The following is a 17,597-nucleotide window of genomic DNA, read 5'->3' on the forward strand; positions in this document are numbered from 1 at the left end:
TTTGAGGTTATCGCTTATGGTGCGGCGATGACAGCCATATTCTTTGGCTAACTCATATGTAGATTTTCCAGCCTTATATTTAGATATTATTTCTAAGACCTCATTATTCGATAAATGTTTTTGTTGCTGCTTTATCTCAGTTTTGATAATATAAGCATTATCAGGATACTCTGACATAGAGCTATTCGTAACAGAGGTTATTGGAGTAGACTTGACTTTGCCGAGGATTATATCGTAATTCTTCGAGTTGATTTCCGATAGTCCCACTTCGGAAATGTCTGTTTGACAGGCATTTCTTTTTTGTTACAGCATTTTTGAATGGAGGCAGTAGGATGAATATTAGAGATTTGAATGTGTTTTTTGCAGTTGTAGAGACAAAACATCTGACAAAAGCGTCGAAACTTCTTTATATGACGCCTCAAGGTATCAGTAAAGTTGATGGTAGTATATAAATAGTACAAAATAAACATGACCATTTTCGATAAATATTATATGATAGTCATATGGTAAGGAGGAATGGTTATGGCTAAGCAATACTCACAACAATTTAAGGAGGATGCCGTTAGATACAGAAAAGATCATCCGGAATTATCTCTCCGTAATGCAGCTACAAATCTTGGGATCAGTGAATCTGCTTTGAAATGTTGGATGAAAGCAGCTCAGGATCATGAAGGAGTTGTTCCTACCAGAGGTTCAGGAAACTATTCCAGCGATGAGGCAAAAGAAATTGCCAGATTACAACGGGAGTTGCGGGATACTAAGGATGCACTTGAAGTGTTAAAAAAAGCAATCGGTATCCTGGGAAAATGACAAAAGCTCTCTACATGGCTACTTCTGAGTATGTAGAGGAAATCAAGGCCCTGCCTGAGAAACGCCAGGTTTCTGTCAGCGGGATACTGAAAAAATTAGGCGTTTCTCGGTCTGGGTATCGGGCATGGAAGCATCGTACCCCTTCCAATACTGAAGCACGTCGGGAAGTCCTGAAAGAGAAGATTCAGGATATCTATGATGCTTCTCACCAGAATTATGGCGCTCCTAAAATTACAGCAGAATTAAGGAAATCCGGAACAGAGATTGCTCAAAAAACAGTTGGCAATTACATGCGCCAAATGGGAATAAAAGCACAATGGGTAAAAAAATATATTCGGACAACAATCAATCCTGATTTTAGCAACAAATTAAAAAACATCTTAAACGAGCAGTTTAATCCTGAACAGCCAGATGCCGTATGGTGTTCCGACATTACCTATATTTGGACCTTTGAAGGATTTGTATATCTTACCAGTATTATGGACTTATATTCCCGAAAAATCATTGCATGGGTACTTAGTGATACTCTGGAAGCATCTCATGTAGTAAGATGTATTGAAGATGCAAAAGCAAAACGAAAGATTGATCATCCCTTGATTTTCCATTGCGATCGAGGATGCCAGTATGTTTCTGAAGCCTTTCAGAATGCAACGTCTGGAATGATTAACAGTTATTCCAAGAAAGCCTATCCCTGGGACAATGCATGTATTGAATCATTTCATGCACTGTTAAAACGGGAGTGGATTAATCGTTTCAAAATATTTAACTATACACATGCGTATAAGCTTATATTTGAGTACATAGAAACTTTTTATAACACAGTTCGAATTCATAGCCATTGTGGATATCTGTCTCCCAATCAATATGAAGAAGAATATCTTAAGAACATGGAGCAGAACGCAATGAAAATGGCAAGTTGAATTCTACACAACAAATGGAAAAAATGGTTATATTTAATTTGTACTTTTTCTTGACATAGCACCAAGTGATTAAAAACCTGGAGAATGAATGTGACTGTGAACTTTTCATACGCACCAGCAGTGGAATGGAACTGTCTGAATGTGGAAAATGTTTTTTTGAATATGCTCAAAAAGCAAAATTTGACTATCATAATATGAGAAATGAAATGTTACGCATTAAGCAGAAAGAGCATGGAGTAGTAGATCTGCTTTCTGCATTTGGTATTTTGCGTCTTGTAACACCGGAGTGTCTTTTGGATTTTAAGCGAAGGTATCCAGAGATTGATTTTTATCATAGAGAATGCCCGGACAAACAGGTGGAACGATGGTTTTTGTCTGGAGAAGGCAATGTTGCTTTTTCTCTGGCACCTTGTGATGAGAAATTATATGATGTATCTGAATTGGCATCATTTCCTGTAAAGCTTTTGGTTAACAAAAAACATCGTTTAAGTAAAAAAAGTTCTGTGTTAATTCAGGATCTGGAAGGAGAGCCTCTATATATAGAAAGCAGAGAATTTAAAATCCACGACATGATTGTTGATAAATGTCGGGAGGCGGGCTTTGAACCCAATATTATGTTTGAGACGAGTGGCTTTAGTCTATGTCATAAGATGGTTAGGGAGAATAAAGGGATATCTGTTACGGTAGATTTTGTCTCTGATGATATGGGGCATGAGGATATGGTTTTAATTCCATTTTCAGATGGTATCTATGAATGGAAGATTTGTATGCTTACACGGAAGAATGAGGTGATAGGTAATGGTGTGGATATTTTTCAGCGTCATGTAAAAGAGTGGTTAGACAAGATCCAGATCGGAAGTATCACAAGATAGTTGAAAGCAAGTAACAAAAAGTTGATGAAGCTTCAAAAGTTTTACCTTTTATACAAAAAAAGATAAAACTTTCGAAGCTTTTTTTTGGGAAATCTCTATATATAGAAAGATACAATATACTCATAAAAAACACCGATGATTAGCTTGAAAAAAGGTGTGTTACAATAATAACAAATGAAAAGTGTTACAAATTAAGGAGGACATTGTGATGAATATTGGAGTAACAGAAATCAGCCCAAGAGCGGTACAGCAGGTGGCAGAGAAAAAATTTAAAGAAGGTTATTATTGTTGTGAGGCGTTAATCAGCGCAATTCGTGATGAATTTAAACTGGATGTTCCAGAGGAAGTAATCGCTATGGCATCTGGTATGGCAGTTGGTGCAGGAAAGTCAGGATGTGTCTGTGGTGCATTTAATGGAGGTATTCTGGCGCTTGGAATGTTCTTTGGACGTACTGAGCAGGATGGTCCTACTAATCCGAAGAGTGTAAAATGTATGGAACTTACCAAGGAACTTCATGACTGGTTCAAGGTAGCAAATCAGAAGAATGCGATCTGCTGTAGGGTCCTTACAAAAGAGTTCGATAAAGGACGTGGAGAACACAAGGAACAGTGCATTTTCTTTACAGGTCTTTGTACATGGAAAGTTGCTCAGATTGTCTGTCGTGAGTTGGGTATTAAGAATCTGGACGAGATTGATGAGCCGGCACCAAGACGTACGATTGCTGAGATTTAAATATAACGTTAAGCCAGAAAGGAATAGAGTGACATGAATATAATTAAAAAAGTTCCAGTGCCTCTTTGCGGTGTAATGCTTGGATTTGCAGCACTTGGAAATCTGCTTCAGAGTTATGGAGAGGGTATTCGCTTAGTATGTGGAATTGTAGCTGCATTTTTATTGATTTTGGTACTTTTAAAACTGATCATGTTTCCAAAGATGATCAAAGAAGATATGCAGAATCCAATCATGGCAAGTGTATCTGGAACATTTCCGATGGCATTAATGCTTCTTAGTACATATGTGAAACCATTCATAGGGCCGGCAGCAATGTATATCTGGTTCTTTGCGATCGGTCTGCATATTGTGCTGATTGTATATTTTACAGTGAAGTTTATCCTAAAACTTCAACTGCCAAAAGTTTTTGCTAGTTATTATATTGTATATGTTGGAATCGCAGTTGCAGCTGTTACGGCACCGGCGTTTGAACAGACAGGAATCGGTGCGGCAGCATTCTGGTTTGGTTTTGTGACATTGATTATCTTGCTGGTACTTGTTACGGTTCGATATGTAAAGTGTCCGCAGATCCCTGAACCAGCTCAGCCATTGCTCTGTATCTACGCAGCACCTACAAGTCTTTGTATTGCAGGATACGTACAATCCGTGACTCCAAAATCAAGAGGATTTCTTCTTGTAATGCTTGCAGTTGCAACCGTGCTTTACATCTTTTCAATTGTAAAAGCAATCGGATATTTGAAATTAAAATTTTATCCGAGTTATGCAGCATTTACTTTCCCATTTGTTATCAGTGCAATTGCAACGAAGCAGACAATGGCTTGTCTTGCCAATATGGGACAACCAATGCCAGTATTAAAATATGTAGTACTCATTGAGACTGTGCTTGCAGTAGTATTTGTGGTTTACACATTTATCAGATTTATGGGATTCCTTTTTATAAATCAGCCTGCTAAATAGAATGGATAGATGTACATAATAAAAATCAGGGAGAAATTTACAAAAAATTTCCCCCCTGATTTTTTGATATGTATTTATCATTACATAATTTAAATTAAAAAGTCAGATAAGCTTAAGTAAATTACTGTAATAATTCAATAAATGCACCGAGTCGTGTATCAATCTGAGCCTGATCGGCTGGCGAATAATCAGTATTGATTGCAATATAAGGAATATGCTTTTCTTTGGTAACGAATGTCTTTACAGCATCTGATTCAATGGCAAATGTATGACAGGCCTGTAATAAGACTTCTACGACACCGTCCACCTGATACTCATCAATCTGTACATCCAGTGCTTCTAAACGTCCTGGGTTTGGACTCATTACAGAACAGTTAACGCGAAGGTATTTTTCGGCAATTGCGGTAATTGGATCCTTTGTTTCATCGATCGGGTCTTTCTTCTCGCGAGGACCACAACAGTTCTCAAATCCAACAACGTCTGCGCCAAGTTCTTCAATTCGCTTGATAATCTTGTCCATAACGCCGGTGGTAGGGCAACCTGTAATGAGAATACGAGGTCTGGATGGTTTTCCTTTATATTCGCGCTCATAAAGGTCTTTTAATTCTGCAGTACGTTTTTCAAGAAAAGCAATCTTATCTTCCAGATTTGGAGAGAATTCATTGGAAGCAATCACTGTGGCAATCTCATAGCCCGTAATCGGAGATGGCTTCAGTCTGGCAACCTCAAAGAAATCAAGAACAGCTTTTCGTTCCCGGTTGCGAAGCTTGATAGCATCTCGTATCTTATCGTCGGTAATGGTTATATTGTAGAATTGTTCCAAATCTTCTTTTACACTAATGACTTCCTGTTTCCAGAATTCAAGAGCGCCGCGGCCAGTCTTTCCCGGTGGAAGCTGCATAATATGGCAGTGTTTTAATTCACCCATCAATTCATACATTTTTTTCTTACCGTCGCAAGTTGTCTCAGCAAGAACCATATCTGAGAAATAGAAGAAAGGACAACGATCGGTAACAGCTGCTCCATAACTGGCCTTGATCAGCGGGCACAAGTTTTTGGGAAGACGAACCTCAGCAGCAGGAATATTGTCATCTCCTATACCACATAACACAACTGCAACTGCATCAGCAGCCAGAATCAGTTCCCATGGAGTATAAGTACAAAAAACTCCAACAATACGATGCCCCTGTTCCTTCAATTCCTTCATTGTTAGAAAAGCTTTTTTGCGTGCTTCGGGATAAGTTTCAAAATTTTCGGGCAATGCAAATTCAGGCATGTCAGAATACCTCCTTTATGAATAGAAAATAATTATTAATTTATATTATAGAAGTGTTAAAGAAAAATGAAAAATAGAAATGAATAATATATATATAGAAGAAATCTATTAAAAAATTCACAAAAGCGTCATAAATCCATGCTATGATATAAAATATGAATAATAATTTGTTTGGGGTGATTTCATGGAGAAGATTAAGATATTAGTAGTGGACGATGAAAGTAGAATGCGTAAGCTGGTGAAGGATTTCCTGGAGCGGGAAGGATATGTTGTTCTGGAAGCTGGCGATGGTATGGAAGCGATGGAAATTTTTTATGAGGAGAAAGATATTGCACTGGTGATTCTGGATGTTATGATGCCGAGAATGGATGGCTGGCAGACTTGTAGGGAGATTCGGCAGTCTTCTCAGGTACCGATTATCATGTTGACTGCGAGAGCGGAGGAAAGTGATGAACTTCAGGGATTTAATCTGGGAGTGGATGAATATATTTCCAAACCATTTAGTCCGAAGATTCTGGTCGCACGTGTTGAGGCTGTCTTAAGAAGGTCCAATGCTATTGCGGCCGGTGAGACGATAGATGCCGGCGGAATTGTCATTGATAAAGCAGCACATCAGGTAAAGATAGATGGCGGGGAAATAGATCTGAGCTTCAAGGAATTTGAATTACTGACATATTTTGTGGAGAATCAGGGGATTGCGTTGTCTCGAGAGAAGATATTGAATAATGTGTGGAATTATGATTATTTTGGAGATGCAAGGACTATTGATACCCATGTGAAGAAATTGAGAAGTAAGTTAGGAGAAAAAGGAAATTATATTAAGACAATCTGGGGAATGGGATATAAATTCGAGGTTGATGAGGCATGAAACATTCTATTAAGCGACAGATGATTACGGTGTTTTTGGGGCTTTTGACTTTTCTTGTGTTGGCGCTTCTGGTAATTAATGTAAAGTTTCTGGAGCCGTATTATATTCGTAATAAAGAGACACAGTTTATTAATATGTATGAGAAGCTAAATGAAGCAAGAGAAAATGGAACTTTGGATAATGAAGAGGTCTCGAGTAATCTGGTGCATCTTGCAGAAAAAAACAATATTTCTTTTTTGGTGGAAGATGAACGAGGAGCTGTTTACACCAATGTGCATGATAAGAATCTGTTGAAAAACCAGCTGGTTGGATATTTCCTGAATCAGGCACAGAAAGAAAGCGAGATATTGGAGAGTACGGACGAATATCAGATCAATCAATCCTGGGATCCATGGAATCAGAATTATTATATTGAGATGTGGGGGACTTTCGATGATGGAAGCCAGTTCTTACTTCGGAGCCCACTGGAAAGTATCCGGGAAAGCGCAGCAATCTCTAATCGCTTTCTGATATATATTGCCAGTTTTCTGATCATAATATCAATTGTATTTATCTGGTATTTTTCTAAAAGACTTACCAATCCAATCCTTGAGTTGGCTGTGCTGTCTGATAAAATGGCCAACCTTGATTTTGATGCAAAATATACCAGTGGTGGAAGTAATGAGATTGGCGAGTTGGGTGCAAATTTCAATCGCATGTCTGAGAAACTGGAAAGCACGATATCGGAGTTGAAAAAGGCAAATAATGAACTACAGAAAGATATTGAGCGGAAAGATAAGCTGGAACAGATGCGTAATGAATTCCTGGGCAATGTGTCTCATGAACTGAAGACTCCGATTGCTTTGATTCAGGGATATGCCGAAGGTCTGAAGGAGGGCGTCAGTGATGACCCTGAAAGCCGCGAATTCTATTGTGATGTTATTATGGATGAAGCGGCAAAAATGAATCAGATGGTGAAGAATCTTTTGACATTGAATCAGTTAGAGTTTGGAGATGAGGAGATTGAATTTACACGTTTCAATCTGACGGAGCTCATCAGAGGTGTTTTGCAGAGTATGGAGATTCTTGCGCAACAAGAAGATATTACCGTTATCTTTCGCCAGTCGGAGCCTGTCTGTGTATGGGGAGATGAATTCAAGATTGAGCAGGTCCTTCGTAACTATATCAGTAATGCATTTCATCATGTGAAAGGTGAAAAGGTAGTAGAAGTGAAGATTACGCTTGAACAACAGAAGGCGAAAGTGACAGTATTCAATACAGGTAATCCAATTCCTGAAAAGGATATTACGCACATCTGGGATAAGTTTTATAAAGTAGATAAAGCACATACCAGAGAATATGGCGGTAATGGAATTGGGCTGTCAATCGTAAAAGCAATTATGGAATCTTTCCACCAGAAATATGGTGTCAAGAATTATGACAATGGTGTTGAATTCTGGTTCGAACTTGATGTACAATAAGCCCATAGCAATGAGCGCAGAAGCAATCGGAGCAAGACAGGATGAGGAAAGGCGGGTTTGAACATTGATAGCAATTATAGATTACGATGCGGGAAATATTAAAAGTGTGGAAAAAGCCATGCAGTTACTGGGACAGGACGTAACCATCACCAGGGACAGAGAGACAATATTGCAGGCAGATAAGGTTATACTTCCTGGAGTTGGTGCATTTGGAGATGCCATGGGTAAGATACGTCAGTATGGTCTGGAGGAAGTCATTGGCGAAGTTGTAGACCAGAAGACTCCATTTTTGGGAATCTGCCTGGGACTGCAGTTATTATTTGAAAGAAGTGATGAGACACCGGGAGTGGAAGGCCTGGGAATTTTAAAAGGTGAGATCTTACGAATTCCGGACAAAGAGGGACTTAAGATTCCGCATATGGGATGGAATTCACTGAAGTTCCAGAATCAAGGAAGGTTATTTGCTAATCTGCCAGAAGAACCTTACGTTTATTTTGTACACTCTTATTATCTGAGAGCAGCAGATGAGGGGATTGTAACAGCAACAACAGAGTATAGTACACATATTCATGCTTCTGTTGAGAAAGACAATGTGTTTGCTTGTCAATTCCATCCGGAAAAGAGCAGTGATGTGGGAATTCAGATACTTAAGAATTTTGTGGAAATATAGGCGGAGGTTAAAGGATGCATACAAAGAGAATTATTCCATGTCTGGATGTAAATAATGGACGAGTAGTAAAAGGTGTCAACTTCGTTGATTTAAGAGATGCCGGTGATCCAGTGGAGATTGGTAAGGCATATGATAAAGCTGGTGCTGATGAACTGGTGTTTTTGGATATCACAGCATCTTCAGATGCCAGAGAAACTGTGATAGATATGGTTCGGAAGGTAGCAGAGACCGTATTCATTCCGTTTACCGTGGGCGGCGGTATTCGGACTGTAGACGATTTTAAGGCGTTGCTTCGGGAAGGAGCGGATAAGATTTCTATTAATTCTTCTGCTATTAATACGCCAAGATTGATTTCAGATGCGGCAGATAAGTTTGGCAGTCAGTGTGTAGTTGTAGCTATTGATGCCAAAAAAAGAGCTGATGGAAGCGGTTGGAACATATATAAGAATGGCGGACGTATTGATGTGGGAATCGATGCGCTGGAATGGGCTTCTAGAGTTGAAAAGTTAGGAGCCGGAGAGATACTTCTGACGAGTATGGATTGTGATGGAACGAAAGCAGGATATGATCTGGAACTTACAAGAGCTATTGCAGAAGAGGTATCCATTCCTGTGATTGCATCCGGGGGTGCCGGGACGCTGGAACATTTTTATGATGCATTGACGGACGGAAAAGCAGATGCTGCATTGGCTGCATCATTGTTTCATTATAAAGAACTGGAGATTAAAGAAGTAAAAGAATATCTGAAAGGACGAGGTGTGTCCGTACGTCTGTAGCAGAGAGGTGAATGTTATGGCTGCGATTAATAATGATTGGCTGGAGGCTCTTCAGGGAGAGTTTAAAAAGCCTTATTATAGAAAATTATTTGAAACGGTAAATCAGGAGTATAAGACGAGAAAAATCTTCCCGCCGGCAGATGATATCTTTAATGCGTTTCATCTGACACCATTACATAAGGTAAAAGTTGTGATTCTGGGACAAGATCCATATCACAATGATGGACAGGCGCATGGACTTTGCTTTTCTGTAAAGAAAGGTGTAGATATACCTCCATCTCTGGTTAATATCTATCAGGAATTGCATGATGATCTTGGATGTACGATTCCAAATCATGGATGTTTGACGAAATGGGCCGAACAAGGTGTTTTGATGTTGAATACAGTCCTTACCGTGCGTGCACATCAGGCCAATTCCCATCGCGGGATTGGTTGGGAGGAATTTACAGATGCGGCAATTATGGCGTTAAATAATCAGGATCGACCGATTGTGTTTATTCTATGGGGAGCGCCCGCTCAGAAAAAAGAGAAGATGTTGACAAATCAAAATCACTTAATCCTAAAAGCGCCTCATCCAAGTCCGTTATCTGCATACAGAGGTTTTTTTGGCAGCAAACCTTTTAGCCAGACGAACTCATTTCTTGAAGAACATGGAATCGAACCGATTGACTGGCAGATTGAATAGAAGGGTAGAGATACCAGGAGGGATACGATGGGAAAACAATATGATCTTGTAATTATTGGAGCAGGTCCGGGAGGATATGTAGCTGCAAAGAAAGCGGCAAAACTGGGGATGTCGGTTGTTATCATAGATAAGGGAGAGATTGGCGGTACTTGTATTAACCGTGGATGTATTCCTACAAAGGCTTTGATTCATGCGGCGACACTGTATCGTGAGATGACAGAGTGTGAGAAATTCGGACTTACTGCAGAGAAAGTTGGATTTGATCTGCAGAAGATATATGAATATAAGGAATTATCATCAGCCAGAATGCGAGAAGAATTGCAGAAAGAATTTGATGCACTTGGTATAGAATCCGTAAAGGGAACTGCTGTTATTCAAAGTGATCGCAGAGTGCGGGTAACAACATCTGACCAGAGAACAGAATATTATATTGGAAAAAATATTTTGATTGCAACGGGTGCGAAAGCACGGATGATAGACATTCCAGGAATGGATCTGCCTGGAGTTATGACAAGTGAAGAATTATTGACATCAGAAGAAAGCAGCTATGGCAGATTGTTGATTCTTGGCGGTGGAGTTATAGGAATTGAATTGGCAACAGTATTCAATGCACTTGGCGGTAAGGTGACGATTGTTGAGGTGTCTGACCGCCTTCTTCCGAATATGGATCAGGAATTTTCAGATGCATTAGAAGAGATTCTTACGAATCGTGGAATACATATCTGTAAGAAAAGTATATTGGAAAAGATTACGAAGGATGACAGGGGACTGGAATGCCATTATGTATGTCAGGGAGAGAATCAAAAGACTTGTGTGGATGCGGTGCTGGTTTCTGTGGGAAGAGTTGCTAACACAACAGGATTATTTGATTCAGATGTTCCGATAAAATTAGAAAATGGCAGAATCGTTGTAGATGATTTCTATATGACGAATCTCCCTGGAATTTATGCGATCGGAGATGTGATTGGTGGAATTCAACTGGCACATGTTGCCTCTGCACAAGCGACATACGTAGTAGAACGCATGAATAATGTGGAGCCTTCTGTGATTGTGGAGATGGTTCCAAGCTGTCTGTTCACGTCTATTTCCATTGTTCCGAGTTGTCTGTATACAGACCCTGAGATTGCTTCTGTGGGTATTACGGAAGAAGAGGCAAGAAAGAAGGGGATACCGCTTCGCTGTGGAAAATACGTCATGAATGTCAATGGACAGTCCATTATTTCAAAAGAAGAGCAGGGATTCATTAAGGTATTATTTGCAGCCGATAGTGATGTGCTCCTGGGAGCGCAGCTTATGTGTCAGCGTGCAACGGATATGATTGGAGAATTGGCAACGGCAATTGCGAATGGATTAACATCTGCACAGTTAATGTATGCAATGCGTGCGCATCCGACATTTAATGAGGCAATCTCCTGTGCGGTAGAAAATAGCAGAGAAAGTCAGTCAAGATGGTAGAAATTCCTACAATATCTTGATTTTATATTAGATAAAAGAGTATAATAAAAGAGGTAGTGAGAACAAAAACGAAATGGAGGGCTTCATATGGAATTAAAACAAACGAAGACAATTTTGGATGTTCGCAGAGGTTACCTGATGACAGTTCTTGGGGTGAGCGTTGTCGCAATTATTGTAGCGGGGGTTATATCTAATTCATTTGTGCACAGCATTCCGATATTTACAATCTGTATATTTGCAGTTTTTATTATCATGCTGTCTTTGATCTACGATGTTTATATTAATTCAACCTATCGTATTTTCCTGGTTGATGATGATGTGTACATCTATTATCCAACTTATAGTTCAAGAGCCGGTAATGAATTCATTTTCTATAAAGTGCTTGAAGTAGACAATGCTACGGTAAAAGGAAGTTCTATTGTATTTAACGGGACGGTTTCAGTCGTAACTGATGCTATCGAGAGAAAAGGAATGAAAGAAGTTGCTGATCCAAAAGCATTATTTGCGGAAGTGTTTTCAGAAGATACATACTCTATTCAAAAGAGATTCCGTATATCCAGAATCTTTGATGGAGAGAATGAATTGATGGCAAAGCTTGCAAAGAAGAAAAAAGTAAAATAATGGGGAAATAAAAACAGAAGCGGGAATATACCTGCTTCTGTTTTTTACTCTATAGGAAACTTCGTTTCCATAGAGTAAAAACCCTACGCTCGCAGAACTCTTTGTTCTAGCAATGAAATTCGCAAAGTTAATCTCGTTTCTGCATAAATATATTGACAAAAGTATCAGAATGTGATTATATTTAAATATGAACATATGAATAATTGTTCATATGAAAAGATTTAACCAGCCAGGAGGATATAGATATGGAGAATCGGGAGAGAAGAAAGGAAACGGTATGTGAATGCGGTTGCGGACATGAGCAGCATCACGAAGAAGAATGTAGTTGTGGGCACGAGCATCATCATGAGGAAGAATGTAGCTGTGAGCATCACCACCATCACGACCATCATCACGAAGAAGAATGTGGTTGTGGACATGAGCACCACCATCATGAGATAGAAGAGCAAAGGATACCGTCAATGCCGGAAGGGGTAGAAAAAAGAGTTTATATTTTAGAGAATCTTGGGTGTGCCAATTGTGCAGCTAAGATGGAACGACAGATTCGTGAGATTCCAGGTGTTGAGATGGCAACGATTACATTTGCAACAAAACAATTGATTGTGGCAGCAGATAATCAGGAAAAGTTGTTGCCAGAATTCAGGAGAATTTGTGCTTCAATAGAAGAAGCAGTAATCGTAACACCAAGGGAAGATCGAAGTGTGAATAAGAAGAAAGAGAATCCTTTGGAAGAGAATAAGAAGGATATTCTGGCTATTACCGTGGGTGCAGTTTTGTTCATTGCAGGTCAAATTGCAAGTCATATGCTTCCGGGTTCATGGATTGTAAGTATTGTATTTGTGGCTGCATATGTGATTCTTGGACTGGAAATTGTCTGGACAGCAGTTAGGAATCTGGCAAAAGGACACGTGTTTGATGAGAATTTCCTGATGAGTGTGGCAACACTGGCGGCATTTGCAATCGGAGATTTTGCGGAAGCTGTAGGAGTTATGTTGTTCTATCGTGTGGGAGAAGTGTTCGAAGAGATTGCAGTAAGCCGTAGTCGGTCTCAGATAATGGAGGCGGTAGATCTTAGGCCTGAAGTCGTGAATCTGGTCAAGGGAGACGAAGTGAGGAGTATTCCGGCACAGGATGCAAAAGTTGGAGATATTATTCTGATTCGTCCGGGGGATCGTATTCCTTTGGATGGAAAAGTTATTGAAGGACGTAGTCAGATCGATACTTCACCGGTTACTGGAGAACCGGTACCTGTCAGTGTATTTCCTGGGAAAGAGATATATTCTGGATGTGTCAATGATCTGGGCGTGTTGAAGCTGGAAGTTCAAAAGCCGTTAGGTGAATCTATGGTGACACGTATTCTGGATTCGGTAGAAAATGCTGCGGCAAGCAAGCCAAAGATTGATCGCTTTATTACAAGGTTCGCCCGAATCTATACGCCAGTTGTTGTTTTTGCAGCGATATTGACGGCTGTGATTCCTTCCTTGATTACTGGTAACTGGAATTACTGGATCTATACGGCAATTACATTCCTGGTCATCAGTTGCCCGTGTGCATTGGTACTGAGTGTGCCGCTGGCCTTTTTCTCGGGTATTGGGGCTGGATCCAGACAGGGAATCTTATTTAAAGGCGGAATTGCGATTGAAGCGCTGAAAGATATAAAAGCTGTAGTCATGGATAAGACGGGAACCATTACCAAGGGAAATTTTGTGGTTCAGCGAGTAGAGTCATTGGGAAGATTAACGGAAAAGCAGATATTGACGATGGCAGCCGATTGTGAGCTGAATTCTACACATCCAATTGGAACCAGTATAGTGGCAGCAGCGAAAGAAAAAGGACTGGGGCTTGTCAGACCATTGGAAGCAGAGGAGATATCAGGGAAGGGAATCCGTGCAGTATTCCCGGAAGGAACAGTGCTTTGCGGTAATCGCGGATTGTTGGAATTATATGGTATAGATACCAATGATTATGAAGCAGGAATATATGGAACGGAAGTGTTGCTCGCCGTAGACGGCAAATTAGCAGGCTATCTGGTTGTTGCCGATGTGATTAAAGAGGAAGCGACTGATGCTGTGAGTCGGATGAAGTCTCAGAATTTGGTGACAGCAATGTTGACAGGAGATGCGAAGGATAATGCGATAGCTGTGGCCAAGAAGACAGGAATTGATGAAGTGCATGCTCAGCTCCTGCCTCAAGAGAAGCTGGAACATTTACAGAAGATTCGTGAACAATATGGTTCTGTTATGTTTGTAGGTGACGGGATTAATGATGCTCCAGTTCTTGCGGGGGCAGATGTAGGAGCAGCTATGGGAAATGGCGCAGATGCAGCAATTGAAGCAGCAGATGTCGTTTTCATGACTTCATCAATGAATGCAATTCCTGAAGCAGTAAAAATTGCCAGACAAACTGGTAAAATTGCAATGCAGAATGTCGCTTTTGCTTTGATTATTAAGTTCCTGATTATGATATTAGGAATTATGGGATATGCGAACATGTGGATGGCTGTGTTTGCGGATACGGGAGTTGCCATGTTGTGCGTGATGAATTCGATTCGTGTGCTGTATACTCAAAAAGAACGAATCAAATAGATATACAATAGTTACAAAATTATTAATTTTAATTTCATTTTATGCCAAATGGTTGAATTTGAAGAGGCCATTTGGCATAATTAATTGATAAGGTTTCTGATTTTTTGAAAGGAAGGAATGTATGAAGAGAACGGAAGCTGAGTGTTGCGAAGTTACATGTGTTCATACGGATACAGTTTACATGGTGAAGAACAAGATGCCGGAAGAAGATCTGTTAAAAGAACTGGCAGATTTTTATAAGGTATTTGCTGATTCGACAAGAATTAAGATTTTGTGTGTGTTATTGGAGGCTGAGATGTGTGTCTGTGATCTTGCCGAGGTGTTAGGCATGACGCAGTCAGCTATATCCCATCAGCTTCGAATATTGAAACAGATGAAGTTAGTGAAGAACCGCAGAGAAGGAAAGACCGTATATTATTCGCTGGCAGATGATCATATCCAGACAATTATCAGTCAAGGAATGGAACATATTATGGAGTAGTTTTCATATAGTGATTAAAGGGAATATCATATGACGGAGAAGTTGAAAAAAAGATGTATCATTTATAGTGTAGGGGTGTTGGTGTATGTGAGTGCGATTGAAGCTACCATACATCTGACGTTAACTGACAGAGTAAAATTTATATGGTTTCTTATTGCGTATCTGATCATAGGGTTTGATGCTTTTAAGAAACTGGAACAAAATCTGCTGCAGAAAAAGTTCCTGTCAGAATATACGTTAATAATCTTGGCCACAATTGGAGCTTTGGGAATTGGAAGGTATGTAGAAGGTGTACTTGTAATTCTTTTGTTTGAATTGGGAATGATTTTTGAAGCTTTTTCAAGAGACAGAGCGAAAAAAAATATTGAAGAGTTGATTAATATCCGTCCAGAATATGCAACAAGAAAGGTTCATGGAAGAGAATTCAAGGTAGATCCGTCCGCATTGAAGCCGGGACATATTATTGTGATTAAGCCGGGAGAGCGTATTCCGGTAGATGCTGTGATAACATCAGGCACTACGAGTATTGATACGAAGGCAATTACGGGAGAAGCAATTCCTCAATCTGCATGGCCGGGGGATAAGATTTATAGTGGATGTATTAATCTGAATGGTGTGATTGAAGCAAAAGTTTTAGAATTATATGTGGATTCTACCGTATCCAGAATCATGGAGATGGTGGAGGATGCGCAGAATAAAAAGGCAGAGAGTGAGACTTTCATCACCAGATTCTCCAGAATTTACACACCGCTTATGTTGTTGGGAGCTTTTGCGGTCATGATATATCCGTCACTGACATTTTCTTATGGAAATTGGGATACTTGGATTTACCGCGGATTGATTTTCCTGGTGATTGCCTGTCCCTGTGGATTGGTATTGTCAGTACCAATTGCATTTCTTGGAGGAATCGTAACGGCTGCACGCCATGGAATTGTAATGAAGGGCGGTAATTTCCTGGAAGATCTGGCAAAGGCTGATACATTTATTTTTGATAAGACAGGGACCCTGACGGAAGGTGTCTTTCAGGTGAAGGAAGTCAAGGCAATTGGAATGCCGAACGAGGAACTCCTTAGGATCGCCGCACATGTTGAGTGCCACTCTAATCATCCGATTGCACAGTCACTGAGGGAAGCCTATGGGAAAGAGATAGCAGAGAATAAAGTATATAGAATGCGAGAGATACCAGGATATGGTGTCAATGCGACATTCGAAGGAGAGCGCGTCTATGTTGGAAATAACAGGCTGATGGAGAAGCAGCAGATACTTTGTGATGATGTCAGTCAGCCGGGAACTGTTATCTATGTAGCTGTCGGAAAGAAATATGCGGGATACATTGTTATTGCGGATACTATAAAAGAAGATGCCGTGGATACACTTAAATATTTGAAGGAAAAATGTAAGGCGGTATTGGTCATGTTGACTGGCGATACGAAGAGCGGAAGTATACAAGTGGCAAAAGAATTGGAGATGGATTATGCATATGCAGACTTGATGCCGGAAGATAAGCTGGAGCAGGTAGAAGATTTCCTGCGTATTCAGGATGGAACCGAGAGGCTGGTATGTGTAGGTGATGGAATCAATGACGCGCCAGTTCTTGCGAGAGCGGATGTGGGAATTGCCATGGGAGCGTTAGGTTCGGCGGCAGCGATTGAGGCAGCTGATATCGTATTGATGGAAGATGAACTTCCAAGAATTATAGATGCAATTAAGATATCCAGAGAGACATTAAGAGTAGTAAACCAGAATATTACTTTTGCATTGGTTGTTAAGGGATTGATTTTGATTCTTGCCATTATTGGCTATTTTGGTATGTGGGAAGCAATATTGGCAGAAGTTGGAGTAATGTTTGCTGCTATTTTAAATGCTGCGTGGGTAGCAAGATATAACGTATAGGAGGAAGTATGAAGCGTATAAGGGTAGTACTGTCCGTTTTACTTTTGGGAGTGTGTCTCAGCGGATGCGGGAAAAATCCTTCGGAAGAAGGAATAGAATATCTGGAAAATGGGCAGTATGAAGAGGCGATAGAACAATTTGAAGAGGCAATTGAAAAAGAGGTGAATGTGGGGGATGCCTACAGAGGAATCGGGATTGCCAAATGGGAACAAGAGGATTTTGAAGGAGCACGCGATGCTTTTGAAAGTGCACTGGAAAACAATGCGCAGAAGACAGGAACGATTTATAATTTTATTGGAATCTGTGAACTGAAATTAGAAGATCCGGATTCAGCAATTAATTATTTCCGTCTCGGTCTTGGTCAGGAAGATATCAGCGAGGAACTGAAGCAGGAGATGCAGTATAATGTAATTGTTGCATATGAACAGGCAGAGGACTGGGAAAGTGCAAAAGTGAAGCTGAAGGAATATCTGAATGATTATCCTGACGATCAGAATGCGCAGAAAGAACTGGAATTTCTGGAGACACGGTAAGG

The 17,597-nt window shown here is 40.1% G+C and carries 18 protein-coding genes; 17 read left to right on the plus strand and 1 reads right to left on the minus strand.

The window, feature by feature from the left end; all coding sequences use genetic code 11:
• Positions 1–332: 332 nt before the first annotated feature.
• The 6 genes from ACQRD1_RS11510 (at position 333) to ACQRD1_RS11535 (ending at position 4,292) form a co-directional block, all read left to right on the plus strand.
• A complete protein-coding gene (locus ACQRD1_RS11510) occupies positions 333–452 on the plus strand; it encodes a LysR family transcriptional regulator (protein ID WP_427787600.1) in 120 nt (39 codons plus the stop codon).
• 70 nt (positions 453–522) lie between these two features.
• Complete coding sequence (locus tag ACQRD1_RS11515; RefSeq protein ID WP_235234280.1) at positions 523–810, plus strand: transposase; 288 nt, start codon at positions 523–525, stop codon at positions 808–810.
• Positions 811–824: 14 nt separating this feature from the next.
• Positions 825–1,730, plus strand: a complete 906-nt coding sequence (locus tag ACQRD1_RS11520) for an IS3 family transposase (RefSeq protein WP_235234279.1) — start codon at positions 825–827, stop codon at positions 1,728–1,730.
• Positions 1,731–1,936: 206 nt separating this feature from the next.
• Positions 1,937–2,602, plus strand: a complete 666-nt coding sequence (locus ACQRD1_RS11525) for a LysR substrate-binding domain-containing protein (RefSeq protein ID WP_427787602.1) — start codon at positions 1,937–1,939, stop codon at positions 2,600–2,602.
• Positions 2,603–2,810: 208 nt separating this feature from the next.
• Positions 2,811–3,335 carry a C-GCAxxG-C-C family protein gene (locus tag ACQRD1_RS11530; RefSeq protein ID WP_235233918.1) on the plus strand — a complete coding sequence of 175 codons (525 nt, stop codon included), beginning with the start codon at positions 2,811–2,813 and terminating at the stop codon, positions 3,333–3,335.
• Positions 3,336–3,368: 33 nt separating this feature from the next.
• A complete protein-coding gene (locus ACQRD1_RS11535) occupies positions 3,369–4,292 on the plus strand; it encodes a TDT family transporter (RefSeq protein WP_235233916.1) in 924 nt (307 codons plus the stop codon).
• Between the two features lie 121 nt (positions 4,293–4,413).
• Here the strand turns inward: ACQRD1_RS11535 and ACQRD1_RS11540 are convergent, their stop codons facing one another.
• Positions 4,414–5,568: a double-cubane-cluster-containing anaerobic reductase gene (locus ACQRD1_RS11540; RefSeq protein WP_235233914.1), complete on the minus strand. Its 1,155-nt coding sequence runs from the start codon at positions 5,566–5,568 to the stop codon at positions 4,414–4,416.
• 184 nt (positions 5,569–5,752) lie between these two features.
• Here ACQRD1_RS11540 and ACQRD1_RS11545 point away from each other — a divergent pair, with 184 nt between their 5' ends.
• The 11 genes from ACQRD1_RS11545 to ACQRD1_RS11595 all read left to right on the plus strand — a co-directional run bounded on the left by ACQRD1_RS11545 (position 5,753) and on the right by ACQRD1_RS11595 (position 17,595).
• Positions 5,753–6,436: a response regulator transcription factor gene (locus ACQRD1_RS11545; RefSeq protein WP_235233912.1), complete on the plus strand. Its 684-nt coding sequence runs from the start codon at positions 5,753–5,755 to the stop codon at positions 6,434–6,436.
• On the plus strand, positions 6,433–7,896 hold the full coding sequence (locus ACQRD1_RS11550; RefSeq protein ID WP_235233910.1) for a sensor histidine kinase: 1,464 nt from the start codon (positions 6,433–6,435) through the stop codon (positions 7,894–7,896). The genes ACQRD1_RS11545 and ACQRD1_RS11550 overlap by 4 nt, the downstream gene beginning before the upstream one ends.
• A gap of 64 nt (positions 7,897–7,960) precedes the next feature.
• Entirely contained in the window at positions 7,961–8,566 is a 606-nt protein-coding gene (gene hisH, locus ACQRD1_RS11555) for an imidazole glycerol phosphate synthase subunit HisH (protein ID WP_235233908.1), read from the plus strand.
• Between the two features lie 14 nt (positions 8,567–8,580).
• Positions 8,581–9,342, plus strand: coding sequence for an imidazole glycerol phosphate synthase subunit HisF (hisF, locus tag ACQRD1_RS11560; protein ID WP_235233906.1), 762 nt, complete (start codon positions 8,581–8,583; stop codon positions 9,340–9,342).
• Between the two features lie 16 nt (positions 9,343–9,358).
• The gene (locus ACQRD1_RS11565; RefSeq protein ID WP_427787605.1) at positions 9,359–10,027 is read left to right on the plus strand and encodes a uracil-DNA glycosylase; all 669 of its coding nucleotides are present in this window, start codon (positions 9,359–9,361) and stop codon (positions 10,025–10,027) included.
• Positions 10,028–10,054: 27 nt separating this feature from the next.
• Positions 10,055–11,482, plus strand: coding sequence for a dihydrolipoyl dehydrogenase (gene lpdA, locus ACQRD1_RS11570; protein ID WP_427787606.1), 1,428 nt, complete (start codon positions 10,055–10,057; stop codon positions 11,480–11,482).
• Positions 11,483–11,569: 87 nt separating this feature from the next.
• The gene (locus ACQRD1_RS11575) at positions 11,570–12,103 is read left to right on the plus strand and encodes a hypothetical protein (protein ID WP_427743868.1); all 534 of its coding nucleotides are present in this window, start codon (positions 11,570–11,572) and stop codon (positions 12,101–12,103) included.
• Positions 12,104–12,348: 245 nt separating this feature from the next.
• Complete coding sequence (locus tag ACQRD1_RS11580; protein WP_427787608.1) at positions 12,349–14,688, plus strand: heavy metal translocating P-type ATPase; 2,340 nt, start codon at positions 12,349–12,351, stop codon at positions 14,686–14,688.
• 121 nt (positions 14,689–14,809) lie between these two features.
• Positions 14,810–15,169, plus strand: coding sequence for an ArsR/SmtB family transcription factor (locus tag ACQRD1_RS11585; RefSeq protein WP_235233896.1), 360 nt, complete (start codon positions 14,810–14,812; stop codon positions 15,167–15,169).
• Positions 15,170–15,199: 30 nt separating this feature from the next.
• Complete coding sequence (locus ACQRD1_RS11590) at positions 15,200–17,062, plus strand: heavy metal translocating P-type ATPase (RefSeq protein ID WP_235233895.1); 1,863 nt, start codon at positions 15,200–15,202, stop codon at positions 17,060–17,062.
• Positions 17,063–17,070: 8 nt separating this feature from the next.
• Positions 17,071–17,595: a tetratricopeptide repeat protein gene (locus ACQRD1_RS11595; protein ID WP_235233894.1), complete on the plus strand. Its 525-nt coding sequence runs from the start codon at positions 17,071–17,073 to the stop codon at positions 17,593–17,595.
• Positions 17,596–17,597: the final 2 nt, after the last annotated feature.

It is taken from the genome of Bariatricus sp. SGI.019, from assembly GCF_050315235.1.
In the GTDB taxonomy this organism is placed as follows: Bacteria; Bacillota; Clostridia; order Lachnospirales; family Lachnospiraceae; genus JAFBIX01.